The organism is Psychrobacter sp. T6-5 (genome assembly GCF_052258485.2).
In the GTDB taxonomy this organism is placed as follows: domain Bacteria; phylum Pseudomonadota; class Gammaproteobacteria; order Pseudomonadales; family Moraxellaceae; genus Psychrobacter.
The window spans coordinates 2,524,600-2,544,902 of the sequence record NZ_JBQQEY020000001.1 but is presented as its reverse complement, the minus strand read 5'-3'; the positions used below and the strand labels follow the sequence as shown (position 1 = coordinate 2,544,902).

The 20,303-nt window shown below is 43.3% G+C and carries 17 protein-coding genes; 16 read left to right on the top strand and 1 reads right to left on the bottom strand.

Features of this window, described 5'->3' with window-relative positions; all coding sequences use genetic code 11:
• The first annotated feature begins 117 nt into the window (after positions 1-117).
• The 13 genes from argC (at position 118) to ACTXGK_RS25405 (ending at position 14,127) form a co-directional block, all read left to right on the top strand.
• Positions 118-1,185, top strand: a complete 1,068-nt coding sequence (gene argC / locus ACTXGK_RS25465) for an N-acetyl-gamma-glutamyl-phosphate reductase (protein WP_443514941.1) — start codon at positions 118-120, stop codon at positions 1,183-1,185.
• A 103-nt stretch (positions 1,186-1,288) separates the two neighbouring features.
• The gene (locus ACTXGK_RS25460; protein ID WP_443514943.1) at positions 1,289-2,155 is read left to right on the top strand and encodes a hypothetical protein; all 867 of its coding nucleotides are present in this window, start codon (positions 1,289-1,291) and stop codon (positions 2,153-2,155) included.
• A gap of 160 nt (positions 2,156-2,315) precedes the next feature.
• Positions 2,316-2,711 carry an ATP-dependent Clp protease adaptor ClpS gene (locus ACTXGK_RS25455; RefSeq protein ID WP_443514945.1) on the top strand — a complete coding sequence of 132 codons (396 nt, stop codon included), beginning with the start codon at positions 2,316-2,318 and terminating at the stop codon, positions 2,709-2,711.
• A 624-nt stretch (positions 2,712-3,335) separates the two neighbouring features.
• Positions 3,336-5,882 (top strand): ATP-dependent Clp protease ATP-binding subunit ClpA, encoded by a 2,547-nt coding sequence (gene clpA / locus ACTXGK_RS25450; RefSeq protein ID WP_443514947.1) that lies wholly within the window; start codon positions 3,336-3,338, stop codon positions 5,880-5,882.
• A 167-nt stretch (positions 5,883-6,049) separates the two neighbouring features.
• Positions 6,050-6,787 (top strand): uracil-DNA glycosylase, encoded by a 738-nt coding sequence (locus tag ACTXGK_RS25445; RefSeq protein WP_423609346.1) that lies wholly within the window; start codon positions 6,050-6,052, stop codon positions 6,785-6,787.
• A gap of 81 nt (positions 6,788-6,868) precedes the next feature.
• Entirely contained in the window at positions 6,869-7,360 is a 492-nt protein-coding gene (gene tadA / locus ACTXGK_RS25440) for a tRNA adenosine(34) deaminase TadA (RefSeq protein WP_443514949.1), read from the top strand.
• Between the two features lie 188 nt (positions 7,361-7,548).
• Complete coding sequence (gene cmk, locus ACTXGK_RS25435) at positions 7,549-8,316, top strand: (d)CMP kinase (protein WP_443514951.1); 768 nt, start codon at positions 7,549-7,551, stop codon at positions 8,314-8,316.
• 300 nt (positions 8,317-8,616) lie between these two features.
• A complete protein-coding gene (rpsA, locus tag ACTXGK_RS25430) occupies positions 8,617-10,305 on the top strand; it encodes a 30S ribosomal protein S1 (protein ID WP_201599784.1) in 1,689 nt (562 codons plus the stop codon).
• A 325-nt stretch (positions 10,306-10,630) separates the two neighbouring features.
• Positions 10,631-10,936, top strand: coding sequence for an integration host factor subunit beta (locus tag ACTXGK_RS25425; RefSeq protein WP_058024195.1), 306 nt, complete (start codon positions 10,631-10,633; stop codon positions 10,934-10,936).
• Positions 10,937-10,993: 57 nt separating this feature from the next.
• Positions 10,994-11,401 carry a lipopolysaccharide assembly protein LapA domain-containing protein gene (locus ACTXGK_RS25420; protein WP_201599785.1) on the top strand — a complete coding sequence of 136 codons (408 nt, stop codon included), beginning with the start codon at positions 10,994-10,996 and terminating at the stop codon, positions 11,399-11,401.
• Positions 11,402-11,478: 77 nt separating this feature from the next.
• Positions 11,479-12,177, top strand: a complete 699-nt coding sequence (gene pyrF / locus ACTXGK_RS25415) for an orotidine-5'-phosphate decarboxylase (protein ID WP_443514954.1) — start codon at positions 11,479-11,481, stop codon at positions 12,175-12,177.
• Positions 12,178-12,327: 150 nt separating this feature from the next.
• Positions 12,328-13,125, top strand: coding sequence for a metallophosphoesterase (locus ACTXGK_RS25410; RefSeq protein WP_443514956.1), 798 nt, complete (start codon positions 12,328-12,330; stop codon positions 13,123-13,125).
• A 165-nt stretch (positions 13,126-13,290) separates the two neighbouring features.
• On the top strand, positions 13,291-14,127 hold the full coding sequence (locus tag ACTXGK_RS25405) for a histidine phosphatase family protein (protein ID WP_443515423.1): 837 nt from the start codon (positions 13,291-13,293) through the stop codon (positions 14,125-14,127).
• A 142-nt stretch (positions 14,128-14,269) separates the two neighbouring features.
• Here ACTXGK_RS25405 and rpsT read toward each other — a convergent pair whose 3' ends face one another.
• The gene (gene rpsT, locus ACTXGK_RS25400) at positions 14,270-14,536 is read right to left on the bottom strand and encodes a 30S ribosomal protein S20 (protein ID WP_058024191.1); all 267 of its coding nucleotides are present in this window, start codon (positions 14,534-14,536) and stop codon (positions 14,270-14,272) included.
• Positions 14,537-14,999: 463 nt separating this feature from the next.
• Here rpsT and ACTXGK_RS25395 point away from each other — a divergent pair, with 463 nt between their 5' ends.
• The 3 genes from ACTXGK_RS25395 (at position 15,000) to mfd (ending at position 20,231) form a co-directional block, all read left to right on the top strand.
• Positions 15,000-15,701, top strand: coding sequence for an NAD-dependent epimerase/dehydratase family protein (locus tag ACTXGK_RS25395; RefSeq protein ID WP_443514958.1), 702 nt, complete (start codon positions 15,000-15,002; stop codon positions 15,699-15,701).
• A gap of 90 nt (positions 15,702-15,791) precedes the next feature.
• On the top strand, positions 15,792-16,313 hold the full coding sequence (rraA, locus tag ACTXGK_RS25390) for a ribonuclease E activity regulator RraA (RefSeq protein ID WP_443514960.1): 522 nt from the start codon (positions 15,792-15,794) through the stop codon (positions 16,311-16,313).
• Between the two features lie 207 nt (positions 16,314-16,520).
• Positions 16,521-20,231 carry a transcription-repair coupling factor gene (gene mfd, locus ACTXGK_RS25385; protein ID WP_443514962.1) on the top strand — a complete coding sequence of 1,237 codons (3,711 nt, stop codon included), beginning with the start codon at positions 16,521-16,523 and terminating at the stop codon, positions 20,229-20,231.
• The last annotated feature ends 72 nt before the right edge of the window (positions 20,232-20,303 follow it).

Genomic DNA, 20,303 nt, shown 5'->3' with positions numbered 1-20,303 from the left:
TATTCAGAGACGGTAGGATTGACAGACTGGCCTTATGTTTATATGGCTTTGCGAGCTAGATAAAAATATAGAATTTATTAGATATAATGAGTGCTTACTAAGAATAAGGGATAATTTATGATTTCAGCAGCGATTGTCGGTGGTACAGGTTACACAGGTATTGAGCTTATTCGCTTACTATCTGCTCATCCTGAAGTTTCTATTGATTTGCTAACCTCGCGTAGCGAAGCTGGCACTCGCGCTGATGAAATATTCCCAAGCTTACGTGGTATCTCAGATATCGTTTTTAGTGACTTAGGTGACAATACGCTTGCGGCATTGCAAAAATGTGATGTTGTATTTTTTGCGACGCCGCATGGTGTTGCGATGAAGCAAGCAGAAGCATTGACCCAAGCTGGCGTAAAAGTCATCGATTTGGCGGCTGATTTCCGCTTACAGTCATTGACGGAGTTCGAGCACTGGTACAAACAATCTCATGCTTGCCCTGAGCTGTTGAAGACAGCAGTTTACGGTTTGCCTGAAATCAATCGTGATAAGCTTGCCAGCGCTTTATTAGTCGGTAACCCTGGCTGCTATCCGACTACTGCGATTTTGGGTTTAAAACCTGTTATCGAAGCACAAAATGAGCAAGCAGAAAGACTAGTCGAGTCTCGTATTGTCATCGATGCCAAATCTGGTGTGTCAGGTGCTGGTCGTCAAGCGTCACTGGCACTTAATTATGCGGAAACGACGGATAATTTTAAAGCCTATAGTGTAGAAGGTCATCGCCACTTGCCTGAGATTGAGCAGGGTGTGGCGCAGTTACTACACAGTCAGTTTACACATCGCATTCGCTTCTTACCGCACTTAGTGCCTATGATACGTGGTATGCTGAGCTCGATTCATATGGAGCTGACTGATGCAGGTGCGGCTATCGATTGGCAGCAAGCGTTCGAAGACAGCTATGCATCAGAAGGTTTTGTTGATGTCATGCCAAAAGGTATCTATCCAGACACGCGCAGTGTGCGTGCTAGTAATCGCTTACGTATCGCGGTACATCAGGATAATGAGCGCGCTGAGCTGACGGTTATTGTGGTGCAAGATAATTTGGTAAAAGGTGCTGCAGGGCAGGCTGTCCAAAACATGAATGTGATGTTTGGATTTGATGAATCGATGGGACTCAGTTTTGCACCTATCGTACCTTAATACTGGCTTTTTTGTCGCTAAGTCATTCATATTTATGGTACTAGGTATTGATTATAAATTCCGCTATAATAACTTGCCTTTACTCTTAAGAGATACCATCTAAATGCGTGTTAAGCTTGAACGACGCTTTTTTTTAAAGTCATCACGTCTATCGTGTCAAGATTCTGTTCTATATGATTTGGCGTGCAAAACGCATTCCGACAAAAATAGTAATGGTTTTATAAGTGATATCGGTAGCACTCAACGAGGCGCGTCTACATTAGTATTGGCCCTGTTTGTAGTGGTGATATTAGTGACTGCCGTGGCTGGATTGCTATTCGGACATAAGCTGGGCTATCAGCGCGGTTTTCATTCGATGGAAACACAAGCTCAGCAAGCGATTATCGATGGTACTGAAGCGACAAAAGCGCTAGAAGATTTGCGTCTTAGTAATAAAATCGCGACCAATCAAGCCGCGACAGCCAAGCAAGAGCTGGCCATAAGTCTTGCAAATCTAAAAGAGCTGCGTGAAAACCAGCAATCATTGACAGTAGAAAACAGACAAGTCTCACAGCTTAATGAGATATATGCTGATGTGATTACTGAGAAAGGTGGCATGCCGCTACAAATATTGGGCGCTAAGATTGAGCCGCTGCCCGAAAATGCTTTTGAGTATGGTTTTGATATTGGTATGCTCAGTAGCGACGGTCAAGCCAAACGACTCCAACCAACCTTGACGTTACTCAATAATGATGACCTTGTAGAAGTGCCTTTAGATCCTGCAAGCTATGTGATCGAAGGTATTGTTCGTATACGCGGTCGTTTTATGATGCCTTCAGGTTTTAAACCTTTACAAGCAAAGCTGAGCCTGCAAGCAGGTGGCCAAACAGTAGAGCAGTTGTACGATTGGAAGCTCGGTGATAATGTTGATAACATGCTACCATCACTTTTAGACTTGCCAGAAGTTGATGAAAGCCCAATTGTTCCCTAGCAAATACAAGTCTTAATAAATACCAAACAGCGATGATGTAGTTGAAAACAAAGCACCATGGCTATATATAGTCATAGTGCTTAATGTTTCATCGCCTGCCTAGCTAACCTCTCTTATTCCAAACTTACCTTATAATTATACTTTGATTATGATGAAAAAAATGATATTACAAGCTACGCCAACGGTTGCTGATTGGCATTTTCCAAATATGCCTGCCCATTGCGCACAGGACGGTGACACAGAGGCTGAAACGTCGCCGCAAGCAGATGTGCTGGTTGCTGAGCCAGAAGTTGCTAAACCGCCTATGTATGCGGTGGTTATGTATAATGATAATTACACGCCGATGGAATTTGTCGTCTATATTTTGCAGTCAGAGTTTCGCCATAGTATGGACTCTGCGGTAGAAATTATGCTGACTATTCACAATAGTAGCAAAGGTATTGCTGGTATTTACCCCAAGGATATCGCTGAGACCAAGGCCAAAAAAGTAAATAGTCTGGCACATCGTGAGGGCTATCCACTATTGACCCAAATCGAGCCACATCAAGGCGAGTAGAAAGAGAGTAAGACACTATATCTTATTCTCACATCAGTTTTCACTACCATACCCAATAGTTTTTTGTTCTCATCCAGTTGCTATAGTAGCTCACTCTCAAAGTGAGCTAAGCCATCTCTTTTTACAGCCTCGCTTTATATACCCGTATTTGAGCAAGCATGTCAGCAAGTATATCGCTCTTATAGTCTTGATTTTATTATAATATATCCTTATATACTAACTAGTCTTCTCAATAATTTTTACAACTTTTCGATCACTCGTTATTAATACCCTCGTTCATCTACTTACCTTTTATCCACATTGGCTCTTTAAGCTTCAATCGTCGCTCTCACATTCTTCTTTATGTGCTCATAGTATGCTTTGATACACTTTAGTCTGCGTTAATAGATTGACTCTGTCGAAGTATCGTGTTGATATAAAGAAAAGCGACTATGAATTATCACAATCACTGCTAACTGATAGATTACAGCATTCGTCAAACAGTCTATGGTCCAAATGATATATCCATGATTTTTAATTATACGAATCTTACCCTTGAACAATCGATCTATCGCCCTGATTTACTTACTAACTCATTCATAAAACTATCAATTATAAAGATAGATATAACCGTAGGAAGTTGTTATGTTAAGTCGTCATCTTGAAGTTTCTCTACGTTTAGCAATGACGCTTGCGCGCCAAAAATCGCATGAGTATCTTACTGTTGAACATTTATTATTGGCGCTATTAGAAAATACTCACGCTGCCAATACCTTGACTGCCTGTAATGCCAATGTATCGGCACTGCGTACTGAGCTTGAAGCGTATATCAATAAGCATACGCCAACCGTCGATGTAGACACGGAGCAGTCACCGCAGCCAACTCAAAGTTTTGATCGTATCTTGCAACGCGCTATTTTTCATGTGCAGTCTATAGGTGGCGGTCGATTGGTAGAAGGCTCTGATATTTTAGTCTCTATGTTTTCAGAGCATGATACTTACGCGGTTTATCTGCTTAAAAAACAGGGTATTAGCCGTCTTGAGCTGACCCAATATTTATCGCATGGTCAGGATAAAGAAGAGCCATCTGAGCAGCGTGCTTCTATGACTGGTGAACGCCGCAGTGCGTCTGAAAAAACCAGCAAAGATCCACTGGTTGAGTTTGCAACCAATCTAAACCAACGTGCTGCTGAAGGCAAAACAGACCCATTGATTGGACGCGCTTCTGAAATTGAACGTGCCGCTCAAGTTTTATGCCGCCGCCGCAAAAACAATCCATTGTTAGTAGGTGAGCCTGGCGTCGGTAAAACCTCTATCGCTGAAGGTTTGGCGTGGTTGATTATCAATGACAAAGCGCCAAAACCTCTTAATGGTTGCGTGATTTATAGCCTTGATATTGGCTCATTGATTGCGGGAACTAAGTATCGCGGTGACTTTGAAAAACGCATGAAGTCATTGCTTGATGCGCTTAAGAAAAAGCCAAATGCTATTCTTTTTATCGATGAGATTCATATGATCATTGGTGCAGGCTCGTCAATGAGCAGCAATATGGACGTATCGAATTTGATCAAGCCAGCGCTTGCCAACGGTGAGTTACGCTGCATTGGTTCAACGACCTTTACTGAGTACCGTCAAGTGTTTGAAAAAGATCATGCGCTATCACGTCGCTTCCAAAAAATCGATGTGAAAGAACCAAGTGTAGACGATACTATCGATATTTTACGTGGTCTCAAGCCTCGCTATGAGGAATTCCACAATGTTGAATATACAGATGAAGCGTTGGTCACGGCAGTACAATTATCAGCCAAGCACATACACGAGCGTTTTTTACCTGATAAAGCCATTGATGTGATCGATGAAGCAGGTGCATATAAGCGTTTGGGCGTCGTTCCTGATGTCGATGACATCGAAGCTGAGGAAAGTTTTATTGCGGATTTAGAGCAAGACTTTGATGCACAGATTGATGCTGATGTCGAAGGTATCGATAGCGATACAGACAGTGATAATGAAATGCAGGACGAAGCAAAAACTGCTAAAGCGAACGATCGTGCCAAGTCTACTGATGGTGCAAAAGCTTTTAAAGCGCAAAAACCACCGATGAAAATTGATGTGGCGGATATCGAAGCTATCATTGCTAAATTGGCGCGTATTCCACCAAAATCTGTATCGAGTGATGATAAGAGTATTCTGGAGCATTTGGACCGTGATCTTAAACACTTAGTGTTTGGTCAAGATGAAGCGATCGCGACGCTTGCCGATGCGATAAAACTGTCTCGTGCCGGACTAAAAGCACCGGATAAGCCAATTGGTTCGTTTATGTTTGCAGGACCGACAGGTGTGGGTAAGACAGAGGTTTCTCGTCAGTTGGCCAATCTATTAGGCGTAGAGCTGGTACGCTTTGATATGTCAGAGTATATGGAAGCACATACCGCATCACGTCTAATTGGTGCGCCGCCAGGTTATGTCGGTTATGATCAAGGTGGTTTGCTCACTGAAAAAATCAATCAACATCCGCATTGCGTATTGTTGCTTGATGAGATCGAAAAAGCGCATCCTGATGTCTTCAACTTGCTGTTGCAGGTGATGGATCATGGTACGTTGACGGATAATAATGGCCGTGTCGCTATCTTTAAGCAAGTCATCATTATTATGACGACGAACGTTGGTGCTGATAGTATCAGTCGCTCGTCAATGGGCTTTACTCAGCAAGATCATAGCCGTGATAATACCGAGTCGCTTAAGCGTGTCTTTACGCCAGAGTTCCGTAATCGTCTAGACGCGATTATCCAGTTCAATCCACTAGATACTTCAGTGGTTGTGTCAGTTGTCGACAAGTTCTTGGTTGAATTACAAGTACAGCTTGATGATAAGCAAGTGACGTTAGAGATTGATGATGATGTGCGTGATTATCTGGCTGATAAAGGATACGACCGTCTAATGGGTGCACGTCCAATGCAGCGCCTGATTCAGGATGAGATCAAAAAGCCATTGGCAAGTATGATTTTGTTCGGTGACTTGGTAAATGGTGGCGTCGTTCATTTGACCTTGGCGCCTAAAACCGACGATACGCAAGATACTGATACGGTGAAGTTAGATAAATCTTCGCAAAAAGGTTCACCTGATAGTCGGATTGTTTTAACTGTGGTCGAAACTCATGAGCCACGTTCAGACTCTGAGTCAGTGGCTAGCTAAAACATTTAGTTTGAATATAAGAGTAACGGCTATCGTAACATTACGGTAGCCGTTTTTTTGTTGCTATAATTCATCAACAAAGCTCATACGGTTTTTTGTTACTATTAGCTTTTAGAATAAGCCAATCACTGAGCATTCATTTCATAATAAATATAAAAGGATATACCATGGAGCTGTTTGACGAGCCGACAACCAAAACACCAGAGCAAAAACAAGCCATTTTAGACAACGTCCGTCTGCCAGAAGATTGGAAGGCGGCATTAGCAGATGAGTTAACGTCCGAAAATATGGACAATCTACGCGCATTTTTAAAAGAAGCTTATCAGTCAGGGGATAGCATTTATCCGCCCGCGCCGTTGATGTTCAATGCGCTTAATCTCACGCCTTTATCGCAAGTTAAAGTGGTGATTTTAGGTCAAGACCCTTATCATGGGCCAGGGCAGGCCATGGGATTGTCATTCTCTGTTCCTAAAGCCATCCCTAAGCCGCCATCATTGAACAACTTGCTTAAGGAGATGGCAGATGACATCGGTATCGCACCCTCAAAGCATGGTGACCTAACTTACTGGGCGCAGCAAGGTGTTTTGCTACTAAACAGCTCACTAACTGTGCGAGAAGGCGAGCCAAATAGTCATCAAAATAAAGGCTGGGAGCAATTTACCGATGCGGTCATTGACGCAGTCAACGAGCAGACAGAACATACCGTATTTATTTTGTGGGGCAGTAAAGCACAAAAGAAAGGTAAGTATATCGATACCGATAAACATCTGATTTTGACCGCTGTGCATCCTTCGCCGTTGGCTGCCAACCGCGGTGGATTTTTTGGGACAAAGCCATTTTCTAAAACCAATGACTATTTGGTGCAATATGGTCAAACACCCATTGACTGGCAGCTACCGCAATAAATGCTAAATATTATGAATAGAAGTTTAGCATCTTATTTTTTAGCGCCGAGCGAATTGAAGGATATACCATTTGCATCTCTTATGTTTTGGACATTGCAAGATAGTAAATGGATGCAAGAAGCGCTTAGACTAGCGAGCCAAGGCGCTAAGCTCGGTGAAGTGCCGGTAGGTGCTATATTGGTGCATGATCAGCAGATCATTGGTCAGGGGTTCAATCAACCAATTGGCTGTCATGATGCGACGGCACATGCTGAGATAGTTGCGTTGAGAGAGGCCTGTCAGCATCTACAAAATTATCGACTGCCACTACAGACAACTTTGTACGTGACACTAGAGCCTTGTACGATGTGTATTGGCGCACTCATTCACGCACGTGTTGATAGGCTAGTATATGCGGCAAGTGAGCCACGTGCTGGCATGGTAGGCAGCCAGATGGACTTATCAATGCAGCCTTTTTACAATCATAACATTCACGTGTATAAAGGGTTGTGCGGCGAGCATAGCAGTCAATTGCTAAAGACGTTTTTTCGTGAGCGCAGGCGATTAGCGAAACAGAATAAAAACAGCGCCTAATTTAAAATGATTAATAAATAAGATATCAGTCTGGGCGCTAGTGATAGCGATGATTTTTTGCTATAATATCGCCCTATTTGGTAGCGAATTTTTTAGCCTGCTATCAAGCATTTGATATACCAGTAAATATTGCTTCATTGCTACTGCATGACAGCTATACAGGTAACAACTATTATTGAGTAAGTATTATGACCGTCTCCGTATCTGATAACGATCTACTCAATAAAAATGATAGTGAAGAGCATTTAGCACGCTATCCGGTTATCTGTATCGATGGGCCTAGCGGAGCAGGTAAAGGTACGGTCACATGGCGTTTAGCTCAAGTATTGGGCTATCAGTTATTAGACTCTGGGGCGCTATATAGAATCGTAGGACTCAAAGCGTTCGAAGCTGGATTGATCACAGCAGATGCTAGCCAACCAATCGATGAGTCGGCAGTGTTAGCATTGACGAAAAGTTTGGAAATAGCCTTTGTACCAAATAATGACTCAGGGCGCGTAGACATCATCGTGAATGGACAAGCGGTAGGTGATCAAGTACGCAACGAGACAGTAGGCGGCTATGCTTCGCAAATCGCAGTATTTCCAAAAGTTCGTGAGGCTTTGCTTACGTTACAACAGGATATGGCGACACGTTCAGGACTCGTCGCTGATGGTCGCGATATGGGAACGGTTGTGTTTCCTGATGCGGATGTTAAAGTGTATTTGACCGCTAGTGCTGAAGCGCGTGCTGAGCGCCGCGTAACCCAGCTAGTTAACGCTGGGCAAACGGCGGATTTTGACGCGATTTTGGCGACGATTAAAGAACGTGATGATCGTGATGAGAACCGTAGCACCGCACCATCAAAACCTGCAGTAGATGCTTTGTTACTTGATAGCTCATCGCTCGATGCTGATGCGGTTTACGAACAAGTAAAAAGACATTGCCAAGATCAAGGGCTGTTTTTTAATAGTTAATAAAAACAACATATTAAGTACTAAAAAATTTCCTATAGTCCCTGTTTTTAATGTAGAATTATACAGTTGGAAGTTAGTGTTTTTTAACGATCAATTATTTATTACGCTCAGTTGATAAAATTTTGTTTTATAGAATAAAGTAAGACATTTGTTGTTAGTAAGTTTAAATATGCGCTTATTACCAACAAACGTTTTTATATATGATTGCATAAGATATAAAACCAGTATTCTCGTTTTATGCAATCATAAATTTGATCCGTACTGTGCTGGACAGGATACGGCTATACAAAGGTAGACATAATGGAATCATTTGCTGAACTATTTGAAGCGAGCATCGAAGAAACAGGCCTAGATATCGAGCGTGGCTCGGTTATCAACGGTACTGTTGTAGCCATCGATAGCGATTGGATCACAGTAGATACTGGTCTGAAATCTGAGGGTATCGTCGCTCGTGAAGAGTTTTTAAGCGAAGAAGGCGAACTTGAAGTTGAAGTTGGCGATAGTGTTGATGTCGTAGTTGAAGCGGTTGATAACGGCATGGGTCAAACCTTGCTGTCACGCGAAAAAGCTAAGCGTGTTGAAACTTGGAACTTCCTTGAGAAAATCGCTGACAATGATGAGATCGTAAAAGGTATCATTTCAAGCAAAGTTAAAGGCGGTTTCACTGTAGATATCGGTTCAGTACGCGCGTTCTTACCAGGTTCATTGGTAGATGTACGTCCTATCCGTGATACGACTCATCTTGAAGGCAAAGAGCTAGAATTCAAAGTCATCAAACTTGATCAAAAGCGTAATAACGTTGTTGTTAGCCGCCGTGCAGTTATGGAAGCTGAAAACTCAGCTGAGCGCGAAGAGCTATTAAACAAGCTTGAAGAAGGCATCGAGATCGAAGGTATCGTTAAGAACCTTACTGATTACGGCGCGTTCGTTGATCTAGGTGGTATCGATGGTCTATTGCACATCACTGACATGGCATGGCGCCGTATCAAGCATCCATCTGAAGTTGTTGAAGTTGGTCAAGACCTAAAAGTTAAAGTATTGAAGTTTGACCGTGAGCGCAATCGCGTAAGCCTAGGTCTAAAACAACTTGGTACTGATCCTTGGGACAACGTTGGCGGTACTTACCCAGTGGGTAGTGTTGTAAAAGCTCGCGTAACTAACTTGACTGATTATGGTTGTTTCGCTGAGATTTCTGAAGGTATCGAAGGTCTAGTACACGTATCAGAAATGGATCACACCAACAAAAACATCCACCCATCTAAAGTAGTTCAAGTGGGCGATGAAGTTGAAGTAATGATTCTTGATATCGACGAAGAACGTCGTCGTATCAGCCTAGGTATCAAACAAACTCTAGCTAACCCATGGGATGAGTTTGATAAGAAACATGAGCGCGGTGATAAAATCACTGGTACGATCAAATCAATCACTGACTTCGGTATCTTTATCGGTCTAGACGGTGGTATTGATGGTCTGGTTCATCTTTCTGATATCTCTTGGAACGAAACTGGCGAAGATGCTATCCGTAACTACAACAAAGGCGACACTGTAGAAGCTATGGTATTGTCTGTAGATGCAGAAGCTAACCGTATCAGCCTAGGCGTTAAGCAGTTGAGCTCTGATCCATTCAACGAATACCTAGTCGGTAACGACCGCGGTGCTATCGTTAATGGTAAAGTGAAAGAAGTAGACGCTAAAGGCGCTACTATTGAGCTTGCTGACGAAGTTGAAGCCTATCTACGCGCTTCTGAGATTCAACGTGACCGCGTTGAAGATGCAACTAAGCATCTATCTGTTGGTGATGACGTTGAAGCAAAAATCATCAGCGTTGATCGCAAAACACGCAACATCAACTTGTCTATCAAAGCGAAAGACGAAGCTGAAGAGCGTCAAGCGATCAAAGATCTTGGCAGCACGAACACAACTGCCGCTGCAGGTTCTGATGCACAGCCAAAAACGATCGGTGATTTGATCAAAGAGCAAATGCAGTAAGCTGCAAGTTATTGATATAAAAGTAATATAAAGAAAGCGACTTCGGTCGCTTTTTTTTATGATTAAGTTTTGATATTTGTATTAATGGGTAAGGTTTTTGGCTAAATAAGGAAACTCTTATTCCTATTTTCCTCAATATCCGCTATCATTTGCAACATTGAGTAACGAGATGTGAGCGACCGTGTATTTAGAGTTGCGATATAACTCTTGTAAATAGACTATTCTGATATGATCTATTATTTATTTAGCCTATTAGAGTTTCTATTTATAACACTGTTTTGACTTACTATCAGTTTATCCATCAATCAACAAGGCAAGCGTAATAATGCAGCAAGCGATTAACAAATCCGAATTTATCAGTAATTTGAGTGCGAATTGTGACAACATGGCAGATACCATCGTTGATGATGCCGTTCGTGAAATATTAAATTTGATGACCCATACTTTAGCCAATGATGGCCGAGTCGAGGTTCGTGGGTTTGGCAGTTTTTGTCTACATCATCGCCGCGCTCGTGTCGGACGTAATCCTAAAACAGGTGAGAGCGTACCAGTTCCTGCCAAAGCGATTCCACACTTTAAGCCAGGTAAAGCATTGCGTGAAGCAGTCAATGATAAAGTAGCACACAGCTAATACTCATTAATGATTGACTGACCAAAAACTATCATTCCAACCTGAGGTAACTGTCTCATGCGCTTTTTATTATTCGTATTGCTGTTTTTGAGCTTTGCTTACTCGCTTGGTCTGGTATTGGCAAATAATACCGAGGTCGGGGTCAATTTACTGTTTTCGCAAGCACCTACAATGAATTTGGGGCTACTGCTCATTCTATGTCTAATACTCGGCATCATTATTGGTATTCTATTGTCATTGCTTATATTCCGTGTACTACAGAATAAGTGGGAAATCTCACGTTTGCAAAAGGCAAATACCAATTTGCAAGAGCAGCTGACTCAAGCTAATGTTGTCATTGACCGTCAAGCAACCGCGCCGACGGTAGAAGAAGCCGTTTATGGTGCGACTGCTACTAATGTGCAAGACACCACAGAATCTCACTTAAGTAAAGGTGGTACGCTGTCTAAGCGTAAGCGAGATTAATCTGCTAGGCGATGGCTATTGGCTACATTGTCGACCTCAAAAATAATGCTCTGATAATTATGATAGATGGCAAAACCATGAATAATGTGATTAATTCTCCCGTCGTTGTTGCTTTAGACAACATGACTCTGCAAGCATCGTTGGCATTAGCTGATCAATTAGATCCGACGTCATGTCGACTAAAAGTAGGTAAAGAGCTGTTTACGCGCTGTGGCCCTGACATCGTTAAGGCGCTACATCAGCGTAACTTTGAAGTATTCTTAGACTTAAAGTTTCATGACATTCCTAACACTACCGCTCAAGCGGTAGTAGCTGCTGCCGAGCTTGGTGTATGGATGGTGAATGTTCATGCTAGTGCAGGTCTAGAGGCTATGTCTTTGGCAAAACAGCGTTTAATAGATAAAGACCTTAATACATTACTCATCGCGGTGACTGTATTGACCTCTATGGACAGTGACGCATTGATGCAAACGGGTATCACTGATAGTTTAGACGCACAGGTGAGCCGATTGGCGCAATTGACCAAGCAAGCTGGGCTAGATGGGGTAGTATGCTCTGCTCAAGAAGCGAAAACGCTTAAAGCGTTATGCGGTCAAGATTTTAAATTGGTCACGCCAGGCATTCGACTAGCAGAAGACAATGCTGATGATCAAAAGCGTATCTGTACGCCGAGTAAGGCATTGGCAGACGGTTCTGATTATTTGGTCATTGGACGCTCAATTACTCAGGCTACAGACCCTGCGGCTAAATTGCAGACAATACTGCAAAGTATTTAAGTTCTGATATCAATGAAGTAAAAAGACAGCCTAAATCGCTGTCTTTTTACTTTTTGCTGGTAAAGAAAAAGCTGATACACTACTTTAGCGCTTGCTGACGCTTACGGCTCAAATTATTGATAATGATACTACTGGATGATATTGGATAATATGAAATTACAAATATTAAGTGACTTACATATTGATAGTTATGCACGCCAGTCACACCCCATTGGGCATATTCCTAAAACTGATGCAGATATTGTGTTAGTAGCAGGAGATACCGCCAACAGTGATAGAGGGATGCCGTGGTTACAAGAGCAGGCAGCACGGTTACAAGTTCCTCTGATCACAATCTCAGGTAATCACGAATATTTTGACGAAGATGTGCTAAGTTTTGACCAAAAGTTAGCGACTTGGGACAATTATGATGCTGCCTCTAACAAAGGGGTTTGTGTCTTGCAGTGCCAGCATATTGATATTGGTGATACACGAATCCTAGGTTGCACACTGTGGACGGACTATCAGTATCATGCCAATGAAGATACTATGGCTGCTGCCAGGCATTTTATGCGTGATTATAAGCAGATATATGCAGGCAAGGAGATGTTCTCACCTGAAGTTTCTATGCAAATCCACTCAGAGCATCGTCAGTGGTTGCAGCAAGCACTAATCACTGCCAAAGCATTGGGCAAAAAAACGGTCGTCATGAGTCATCATAGTGTCAGTGCATTATCCGTGTCTGAAAAATATGCCAACCTACCAAGCAATGCTGCCTTTGTCAGTGACTTGTCTGGTTGGATGCATGAGGACTGGGCACCAACGCTATGGGTGCATGGACACACACATGAAGCATTCGATTACCGGATAGGCAATACGCGGGTAATCGTTAATCCAAGGGCTTACCCTAACGAGATTAGCAGTACTGCATTGGAGTTTGCGTGGGATAAAGTCGTTGATATTGGTTAGCCGAGATTTTGCGCATGTAAGTAACAGTGATGGCTATCTGTTACAGCTTACCATGCTCAAAAGTTAGACATCCCATTTCACATATAACAGGATATTTACAAGATATATTGCAACTGGATTTGTATGTTGTTCATTCCTGTCAAAAAATCTGCTACGCTTGCTACCATGAGTAAATATCTTAATAGCACCTTATCAAAAGTCTCTGCTGACAAGCTTGCCAGTCACACACCAAGTGCGCCTGCGCCTTCACATCTGCCAGATAGTATGATTTCTTCGGTCAGACTATTACCTGAGAATGAGCGGCTGATCTTATTTACCAGACATTCTTTGCGTGAGCGTTCTGACGGCAATGGTTTTGCCAGCTATCAGTTGCCGTTGACGCCTAAAGGCCGCGTATTAGCAAAGTCTTGGGGTCGTTGGTTAGCAGGTCATCTGCCATACTCACTCGATGTTGATAGCATCTCGAGCCCGATTAAACGCTGTATTGATACGGCTCAGCTCATGCAGGAAGGAGCAGGTCTCAAGCGTGATATTACGCATCAGTCACTACTGGTTGAGCCTGGTAGTCTCGTTACTGAACCTGAAATAGCCAACCCGATATTCAAAGAGATTGGTGTACTGAATTTTATCAATCGCTTTTTGCAAGGCAATCTTGAAGGCACCAAAAATGCTTATCAAGGTGGCCTTGATATTCTCTCGCTCTTTTATCAAAACCAACCGCAGCATGGACATCTAATGCTAGCTGTGAGTCATGATACACTACTGTCTGCATTCTTAGCCGTGATGTTCGATGTGGAAGAGATCGATTGGAATGATTGGCCAAAAATGATGGAAGGGGTGTTTTTGTGGTTTGATGATAAACCTTTTGATCAGGCAAATGCGCATTTTATCTGGCGTGGTCAAGTATATACACGTCCGATTAGTTCATTGTTGAATGGGTATCGTGCAGCAGGGTATCACCCAAGTAAACTGCTATTACCACCAGAGGTGCAATGGACGTAAGATTTCATCAAAAAACGGCAATGGCGATCCACTAGATATATATCGAGCAGGCATAAAAAAACCTTGCTCCAGTATAAGAACCAGTAGCAAGGTTTTAGTCATGACGCTATAGAAGCGTAATGCGGTCTAGACAATACAAATCTTAAGCTTGTAGGCCTTTGATTGTTTTGTTTAGGCGGCTCTTACGACGAGCAGCTTTATTCTTATGAATAATACCTTTGTCAGCCATACGATCAATAACTGGTACCGCTTTTTTGTAAGCTTCGGTAGCCGCGTCATAATCTTTAGCTTCGATAGCCGCATCAACACGTTTTAAGTAAGTACGAACCATAGAGCGTTGTGACGCAGAGTTCTGACGACGTTTGGTGTTTTGACGGGCGCGTTTACGAGCTTGTGCAGTATTAGCCACGCGTATCTCCTTGATAAAGACAGATAAAAATATGAATGTTGATTGCAATAATGGGTTTAACAATCATCGGTGACGAGCAGCCTCTCGCCAAACATGATGTCGATGTCTAATATTAAAGTATCTAATATGAATAGATCATCGCAAGCGCCAGAACTGTTTGGAATAATTAAACAGCGTTGACGTGTAAAGCCGGTTATCTTAGCAAATTATTGCGCTAAGGACAATATATTTGATGATTAATGCGCAAAGAAGTGCTGTAAACTCATGAATTTTGGCCTATTTAGGTATCTAAATCAATAGCAGACATCAATAGGCGCAACTGATTGATAAAATCTCTTACAATATATCCTACATAATAGCGTCAGTTATTCATGAATTTAGGTATGATATCCTAATGATAGACCTTGATATAGGTCACTTTTCATCAATATAGAACCTCTAACGTTATATAAGTGGATAGGGTATGCAGCGAAAAGCAATTGTGATTGGCGCAACAGGATTGGTAGGGCAGCATTTGGTAAAACAGCTGAGTGAGCTCTATGATACATTGATTGTGATCGCTCGGCGCCCGCCACGCTATATTAATGCCAGCATGCGTTTTTATCAGGTTAATGATTTTGATAATCTCTCAGAAGTGTTTGCGAGCGTTGGTGCGGATCGAACGACAGATGCCTTTAGTTGTCTTGGTACTACCAAAAAACAAGCTGGCAGTGATGAGGCTTTTCGAAAGATAGACCATGATTACAATTTTAACTTTGCTAAGCTATGCCGTGATAAAGGGGTAGAAAACTTTTTTCTACTTTCATCCATGAATGCCGATATTGACAGCCGCTTTTTGTACAATCGAGTCAAGGCAGAGACTGAGCAATCTATTACGGCACTAGGCTTTGGTCAACTGGTGATATTTCGACCGTCGTTATTACTAGGCAAGCATAAAGGGCGTCCGCTCGAGAGCATTGGTCAAAAAGCTTTTAAGCTTATCTCGCCTTTGGTCTCAGAGTCACTCTCATTACATCCTATCTCGGCTAAGCGCGTCGCTAGTGCAATGGCGATGAGTGCTCATGATATTTATCATCGTCGTAAATACCGTACGGAACCTCAGATTGAACATACAGAGATCATTGAAAATAAGAAGATGCTTGCGATGACTCGTGTGAAAAGATAAAGCATTATTTTTGAGTCAAGACTACAGCTAAGTATGAACAAGTATTACACGATCAAGCAGCTTAATCATTTATAATAAGGAGTAAAAACGATGGAGATGAATAAAGATAACTTTGTCACATGTGATTTGCTGGATGCCCATCCTGAGTCGCAAGTATGTCTACCAAATATTGAAGGTAAGTCATTTCGTCGTTTTGGTGCAAAAGGTAAATTCTGCGGTGAAATCGTGACGGTGAAGTGTTTTGAAGACAATAGCCGCGTCAAATCACTATTGAATAGTGATGGTAAAGACAAAGCCGGTAATGGTAAAGTGTTGGTCGTCGATGGCGGTGGCTCTATGCGCTGTGCATTGCTAGGCGATATGATTGCACAATCAGCTATCGATAATGGCTGGGCTGGGGTCATCGTATATGGCTGTGTACGCGATGTCGACGACATGGCAGCGATGGATATTGGTGTCATGGCACTTGGTTGTATTCCGCGCAAGTCTACTCGCCGCGATGAAGGTCAAACGGATATTGAAATCAGCTTTGGTGATTTAACGTTGAACTCGGGAATGTTTGTCTATGCTGACAACAATGGCATTATCGCTAGTGATAAGCCGTTAATTTAAACTTGGTTTAACCAGTGTGAATGAGGACCTCAGCTGATAAGTTGGGGTTTTTTTATGTAATGATAGTTAAAGCTTAATAATCGTTATCAATCCTCGATCATGAATGAGTAAACTTTTACGTGACAAACCGTTACGGCATAAGTTTTGGTAATTGCTCAAATATTCGTATAATAGCTTTCTGACTCCTTAACTTTGATCCTATTCTTTATGCCTATCACTGCTTTGACTGACGCGTTTGATCCCATTAACCAGCAGTTGTTCCCTATCCAAAATGCCGAGCGGCGTTGGCTAGCGCCTGTCCATGGTGCGGTCAGTAGCTTGTGGCTGGCAAGCTTGGTTCAAACGCCTATGTGGAATGTTGCCAAGCGCCTAAAGGTCGTGGTGGCACGTGACCAAAACCAACTCAATCAGATAGAGACCGAGCTGGCATTTTGCGGCGTCGATGCTTACGTATTCCCTGACTGGGAGACACTAACGTATGATGAGCTATCTCCGCACCAAGACATCGTTAGTGAACGTATCAATCTGCTGACAGATATGCCAAAAACGGGTGTGCTGCTCATCTCAGTACAGGCGCTGATGCACCGCGTTGCGCCGCCAAGTTGGCTGATTGGGCAGCATTTTGATCTAAGCGTCGGTGATCGTTTTGATATCAATACGCAACGTGGTCTACTGGCAAAGGCGGGTTATAGAGCGGTTGATAATGTCTTTGAGCCCGGTGAGTTCGCTGTACGTGGCAGCATCATTGATATCTTTGCTATGGGTCAGCCTTTTCCGCTGCGTTTAGATTTATTTGATGACGAAATTGAAACGATTCGTTTTTTTCATCCGCAAACCCAGCGCACATTGACCGCTGATGATCTCAAGGCGATGTTGACAGGCAAAGATACCAGTATGGGCAAAGAGTCACTGTCGCTGCTGCACAAATTGCCAGATATCTCTAAACCTATCGAGCAGTTCCAAATATTACCAGCAAAAGAGTTTCCGCTGGATGAAGGGCGAGAGACATTTCGCACGAATTTTGCGGCGATGTTCCCTAATGCCAGTAGCCGCAAGTCTGAGTTGCATAAAGATGTGATGGCAGGTATCGCGAGTAGTGGACTAGAGTATTATCAGCCGCTATTTTTCGACTTAAAAGATTGGCAAGAAGAAAGTACATTGTTTTCTTATTTGCCAAGCGATGCGTTGTTTATCACAGATGAGCTCATTAACGAAAAACAGGCGGACTATTGGTCGCAAATCCAGCGCCGCTATGAAGAACGTCGACATGATATTGACAAGCCTATCGTTGACCCTACGCTATTATATCTATTGTCTAATGCGCTTAATGAACAGCTAAATCACTATCCACGAGTGATATTAAGTGCACGTGATGAGCTGGCTACAATGAATGATGTAGCAGCGCCAGAAGGTAGCGATTCCTCTCAGCCGCAACTGTCACTAACGTCTACTAAGCAGCAAGGCTTGGTGACATTAAGCGCTCAAGAACCGCCACAACTGGCAGTAAACCATCAGAAATCTGAGCCATTAACTGAATTGCTCGACTTCTTGGATATGCAATCACAGACTTCAACACCCGTACTAATCGTCGCAGAAACCGCTGGCCGTCGTGAGATTCTCATCGAGCTGTTCAAGGGTAAGATTGATATCAAAGCATATGATAGCTTTGAAGCATTTTTAGCCGCAGACAAAACGAGCGCTATGAATAATGCTCGACTACCACATGTCGGTCTGACTGTGGCACCGATTGAGCGCGGTGTTTATGTGCCTGAGCGCTTAGTATTAATTAGTGAAACGCAGCTGTTTGGTCGTCAAGTCTTACAGACGCGTCGTCGTCGCCAAAGCGGTGTATCAGAAGAATTCTTGGTTAAAAGCGTCACTGAGATAACAGATGGTAGTCCAGTCGTTCATATCGAGCATGGTATCGGTCGTTATAATGGTCTGATTACTCTAGATGTGGGTGATGGTGAGCAAGAGTTTATTCATTTAAAGTATGACGATGATGCCAGTATCTATGTGCCAGTGGCTAATCTGCAAATGATTAGCCGTTATAGCGGCGGCGATCCAGCGCTGGCCCCGTTACACAAGATTGGTAGTGGCAAATGGGATAGGGCCAAGCAAAAGGCGTTAGAGCAGATTCATGACGTCGCTGCTGAATTGCTCAATATGCAGGCAAGACGTGAGGCGAAAGTTGGTATTCACTTTAAAATAGATCCGTCGCAATATGAGCTGTTTGCCAGTCAATTTGCGTTTGAAGAAACCGCTGACCAAGCCAATGCTATCCATGCGGTTATGGAAGATATGAGACAAAACCAACCGATGGATCGTCTCATTTGCGGCGATGTTGGCTTTGGTAAAACAGAAGTGGCGATGCGAGCCGCCTTTATTGCCGTTAGTGCTGGCTATCAAGTTGCTGTGTTGGTGCCTACCACACTTCTCGCAGGACAACACGAAGACAATTTCCGCGATCGTTTTGCCGATTGGCCAGTTCGTATCGAGAGCTTGTCGCGCTTTGGCGGCAAAAAACATCAAGAAATGGTCTTAGCTGACTTGGCTGACGGTAAAGTAGATATCGTGATTGGCACCCATAAACTGTTGCAGCCTGACGTGAAGTTTGCAAACCTTGGGCTAATGATTGTCGATGAGGAGCACCGCTTTGGTGTGCGTCATAAAGAGCGTATCAAGGCTATTCAGACGGATGTAGACAGTATGTCTATGACCGCGACGCCCATCCCTAGAACGCTTAATATGGCGCTCTCAGGCATGCGTGATATGTCTATTATCGCCACACCGCCTGCACGTCGTCTTGCCATCAAGACCTTTGTGATGCAAAAGACGGAAGCCTTGATGAAAGAGGCCATCTTGCGCGAGCTGTTGCGCGGCGGGCAAGTTTATCTCTTGCATAATGATGTCGCTAGTATTGAGCGTATGGCCGAGACTATTCGTGATCTTGTACCTGAGGCACGGGTAGGGGTCGCCCATGGACAAATGCAAGAGCGTCAGCTTGAGCAGATCATGCAGCAGTTTTATCATAAAAAATTTAACGTACTGGTTTGTTCTACCATTATCGAGACAGGGATCGATGTGCCGAATGCCAATACGATTATCATTGAGCGCGCTGATAAGTTTGGTTTGGCGCAACTGCACCAGCTACGGGGCCGCGTAGGACGTAGTCACCATCAGGCGTATTGCTATCTATTAGTACCTTCTATCAAAGGTCTCAAAGGCGATGCCAAGCGCCGCCTGCATGCCATTGAGCGCGCCAATACATTGGGCGCAGGCTTTATGCTGGCGAGTGAAGATTTAGAGATTCGCGGGGCAGGTGAGATACTGGGTAAGCAGCAAAGTGGTAATATGCAGGCAATTGGCTTTAGTTTATATATGGATATGCTTGAGCGTGCGACTAAGGCGATCAAGGCCGGCAAAGAGCCTGACTTGAACACGCCATTATCGCTAACCAGTGAGATTAACTTGCATAGCTCTGCCCTTATTCCAGAGGAATATCTACATGACGTACATCAGCGTTTGCTCTTTTATAAGCGCATTAGTAACACCGATGATAAAGAAGCGTTGACGGATATTCGCACCGAAATGATAGACCGTTTCGGTGCATTGCCAGACCAGACCAAGCAGCTATTTGCTATTCATGGACTGCGCTTGCAAGCAGAACCGCTGAAGATCAACAAAATCGATGCCAGTAGTAGTAGTATGACGCTGGAGTTTGCACCAGATACCCCTGTCGATGCCTTGGCGATTATTAAGCTGATTCAGTCAGATGGGCAGCATTATCGTATGAATGGGGCATCTGGTATTCGTTATCAACATAGCGAGAAGCTCGCAACGCCTCAACAGCGAGTCTCTGTTATCCAAGATCTTTTACGTTATTTTAGTGAGCATATGGTGACAGAAGCTGCCTAGATTCAATCGGTGAAAGCTATCATCGGGGTTTCTAAGACAATCAACACAAATGCAATAGTGTATGATGCTATT

Coding starts and splice junctions, on each gene's coding strand:
- argC (WP_443514941.1), top strand. CDS start 118: ATGATTTCAGCAGCGATTGTCGGTGGTACAGGTTACACAGGTATTGAG.
- ACTXGK_RS25460 (WP_443514943.1), top strand. CDS start 1,289: ATGCGTGTTAAGCTTGAACGACGCTTTTTTTTAAAGTCATCACGTCTA.
- ACTXGK_RS25455 (WP_443514945.1), top strand. CDS start 2,316: ATGATATTACAAGCTACGCCAACGGTTGCTGATTGGCATTTTCCAAAT.
- clpA (WP_443514947.1), top strand. CDS start 3,336: ATGTTAAGTCGTCATCTTGAAGTTTCTCTACGTTTAGCAATGACGCTT.
- ACTXGK_RS25445 (WP_423609346.1), top strand. CDS start 6,050: ATGGAGCTGTTTGACGAGCCGACAACCAAAACACCAGAGCAAAAACAA.
- tadA (WP_443514949.1), top strand. CDS start 6,869: ATGTTTTGGACATTGCAAGATAGTAAATGGATGCAAGAAGCGCTTAGA.
- cmk (WP_443514951.1), top strand. CDS start 7,549: ATGACCGTCTCCGTATCTGATAACGATCTACTCAATAAAAATGATAGT.
- rpsA (WP_201599784.1), top strand. CDS start 8,617: ATGGAATCATTTGCTGAACTATTTGAAGCGAGCATCGAAGAAACAGGC.
- ACTXGK_RS25425 (WP_058024195.1), top strand. CDS start 10,631: ATGCAGCAAGCGATTAACAAATCCGAATTTATCAGTAATTTGAGTGCG.
- ACTXGK_RS25420 (WP_201599785.1), top strand. CDS start 10,994: ATGCGCTTTTTATTATTCGTATTGCTGTTTTTGAGCTTTGCTTACTCG.
- pyrF (WP_443514954.1), top strand. CDS start 11,479: ATGAATAATGTGATTAATTCTCCCGTCGTTGTTGCTTTAGACAACATG.
- ACTXGK_RS25410 (WP_443514956.1), top strand. CDS start 12,328: ATGAAATTACAAATATTAAGTGACTTACATATTGATAGTTATGCACGC.
- ACTXGK_RS25405 (WP_443515423.1), top strand. CDS start 13,291: ATGAGTAAATATCTTAATAGCACCTTATCAAAAGTCTCTGCTGACAAG.
- ACTXGK_RS25395 (WP_443514958.1), top strand. CDS start 15,000: ATGCAGCGAAAAGCAATTGTGATTGGCGCAACAGGATTGGTAGGGCAG.
- rraA (WP_443514960.1), top strand. CDS start 15,792: ATGGAGATGAATAAAGATAACTTTGTCACATGTGATTTGCTGGATGCC.
- mfd (WP_443514962.1), top strand. CDS start 16,521: ATGCCTATCACTGCTTTGACTGACGCGTTTGATCCCATTAACCAGCAG.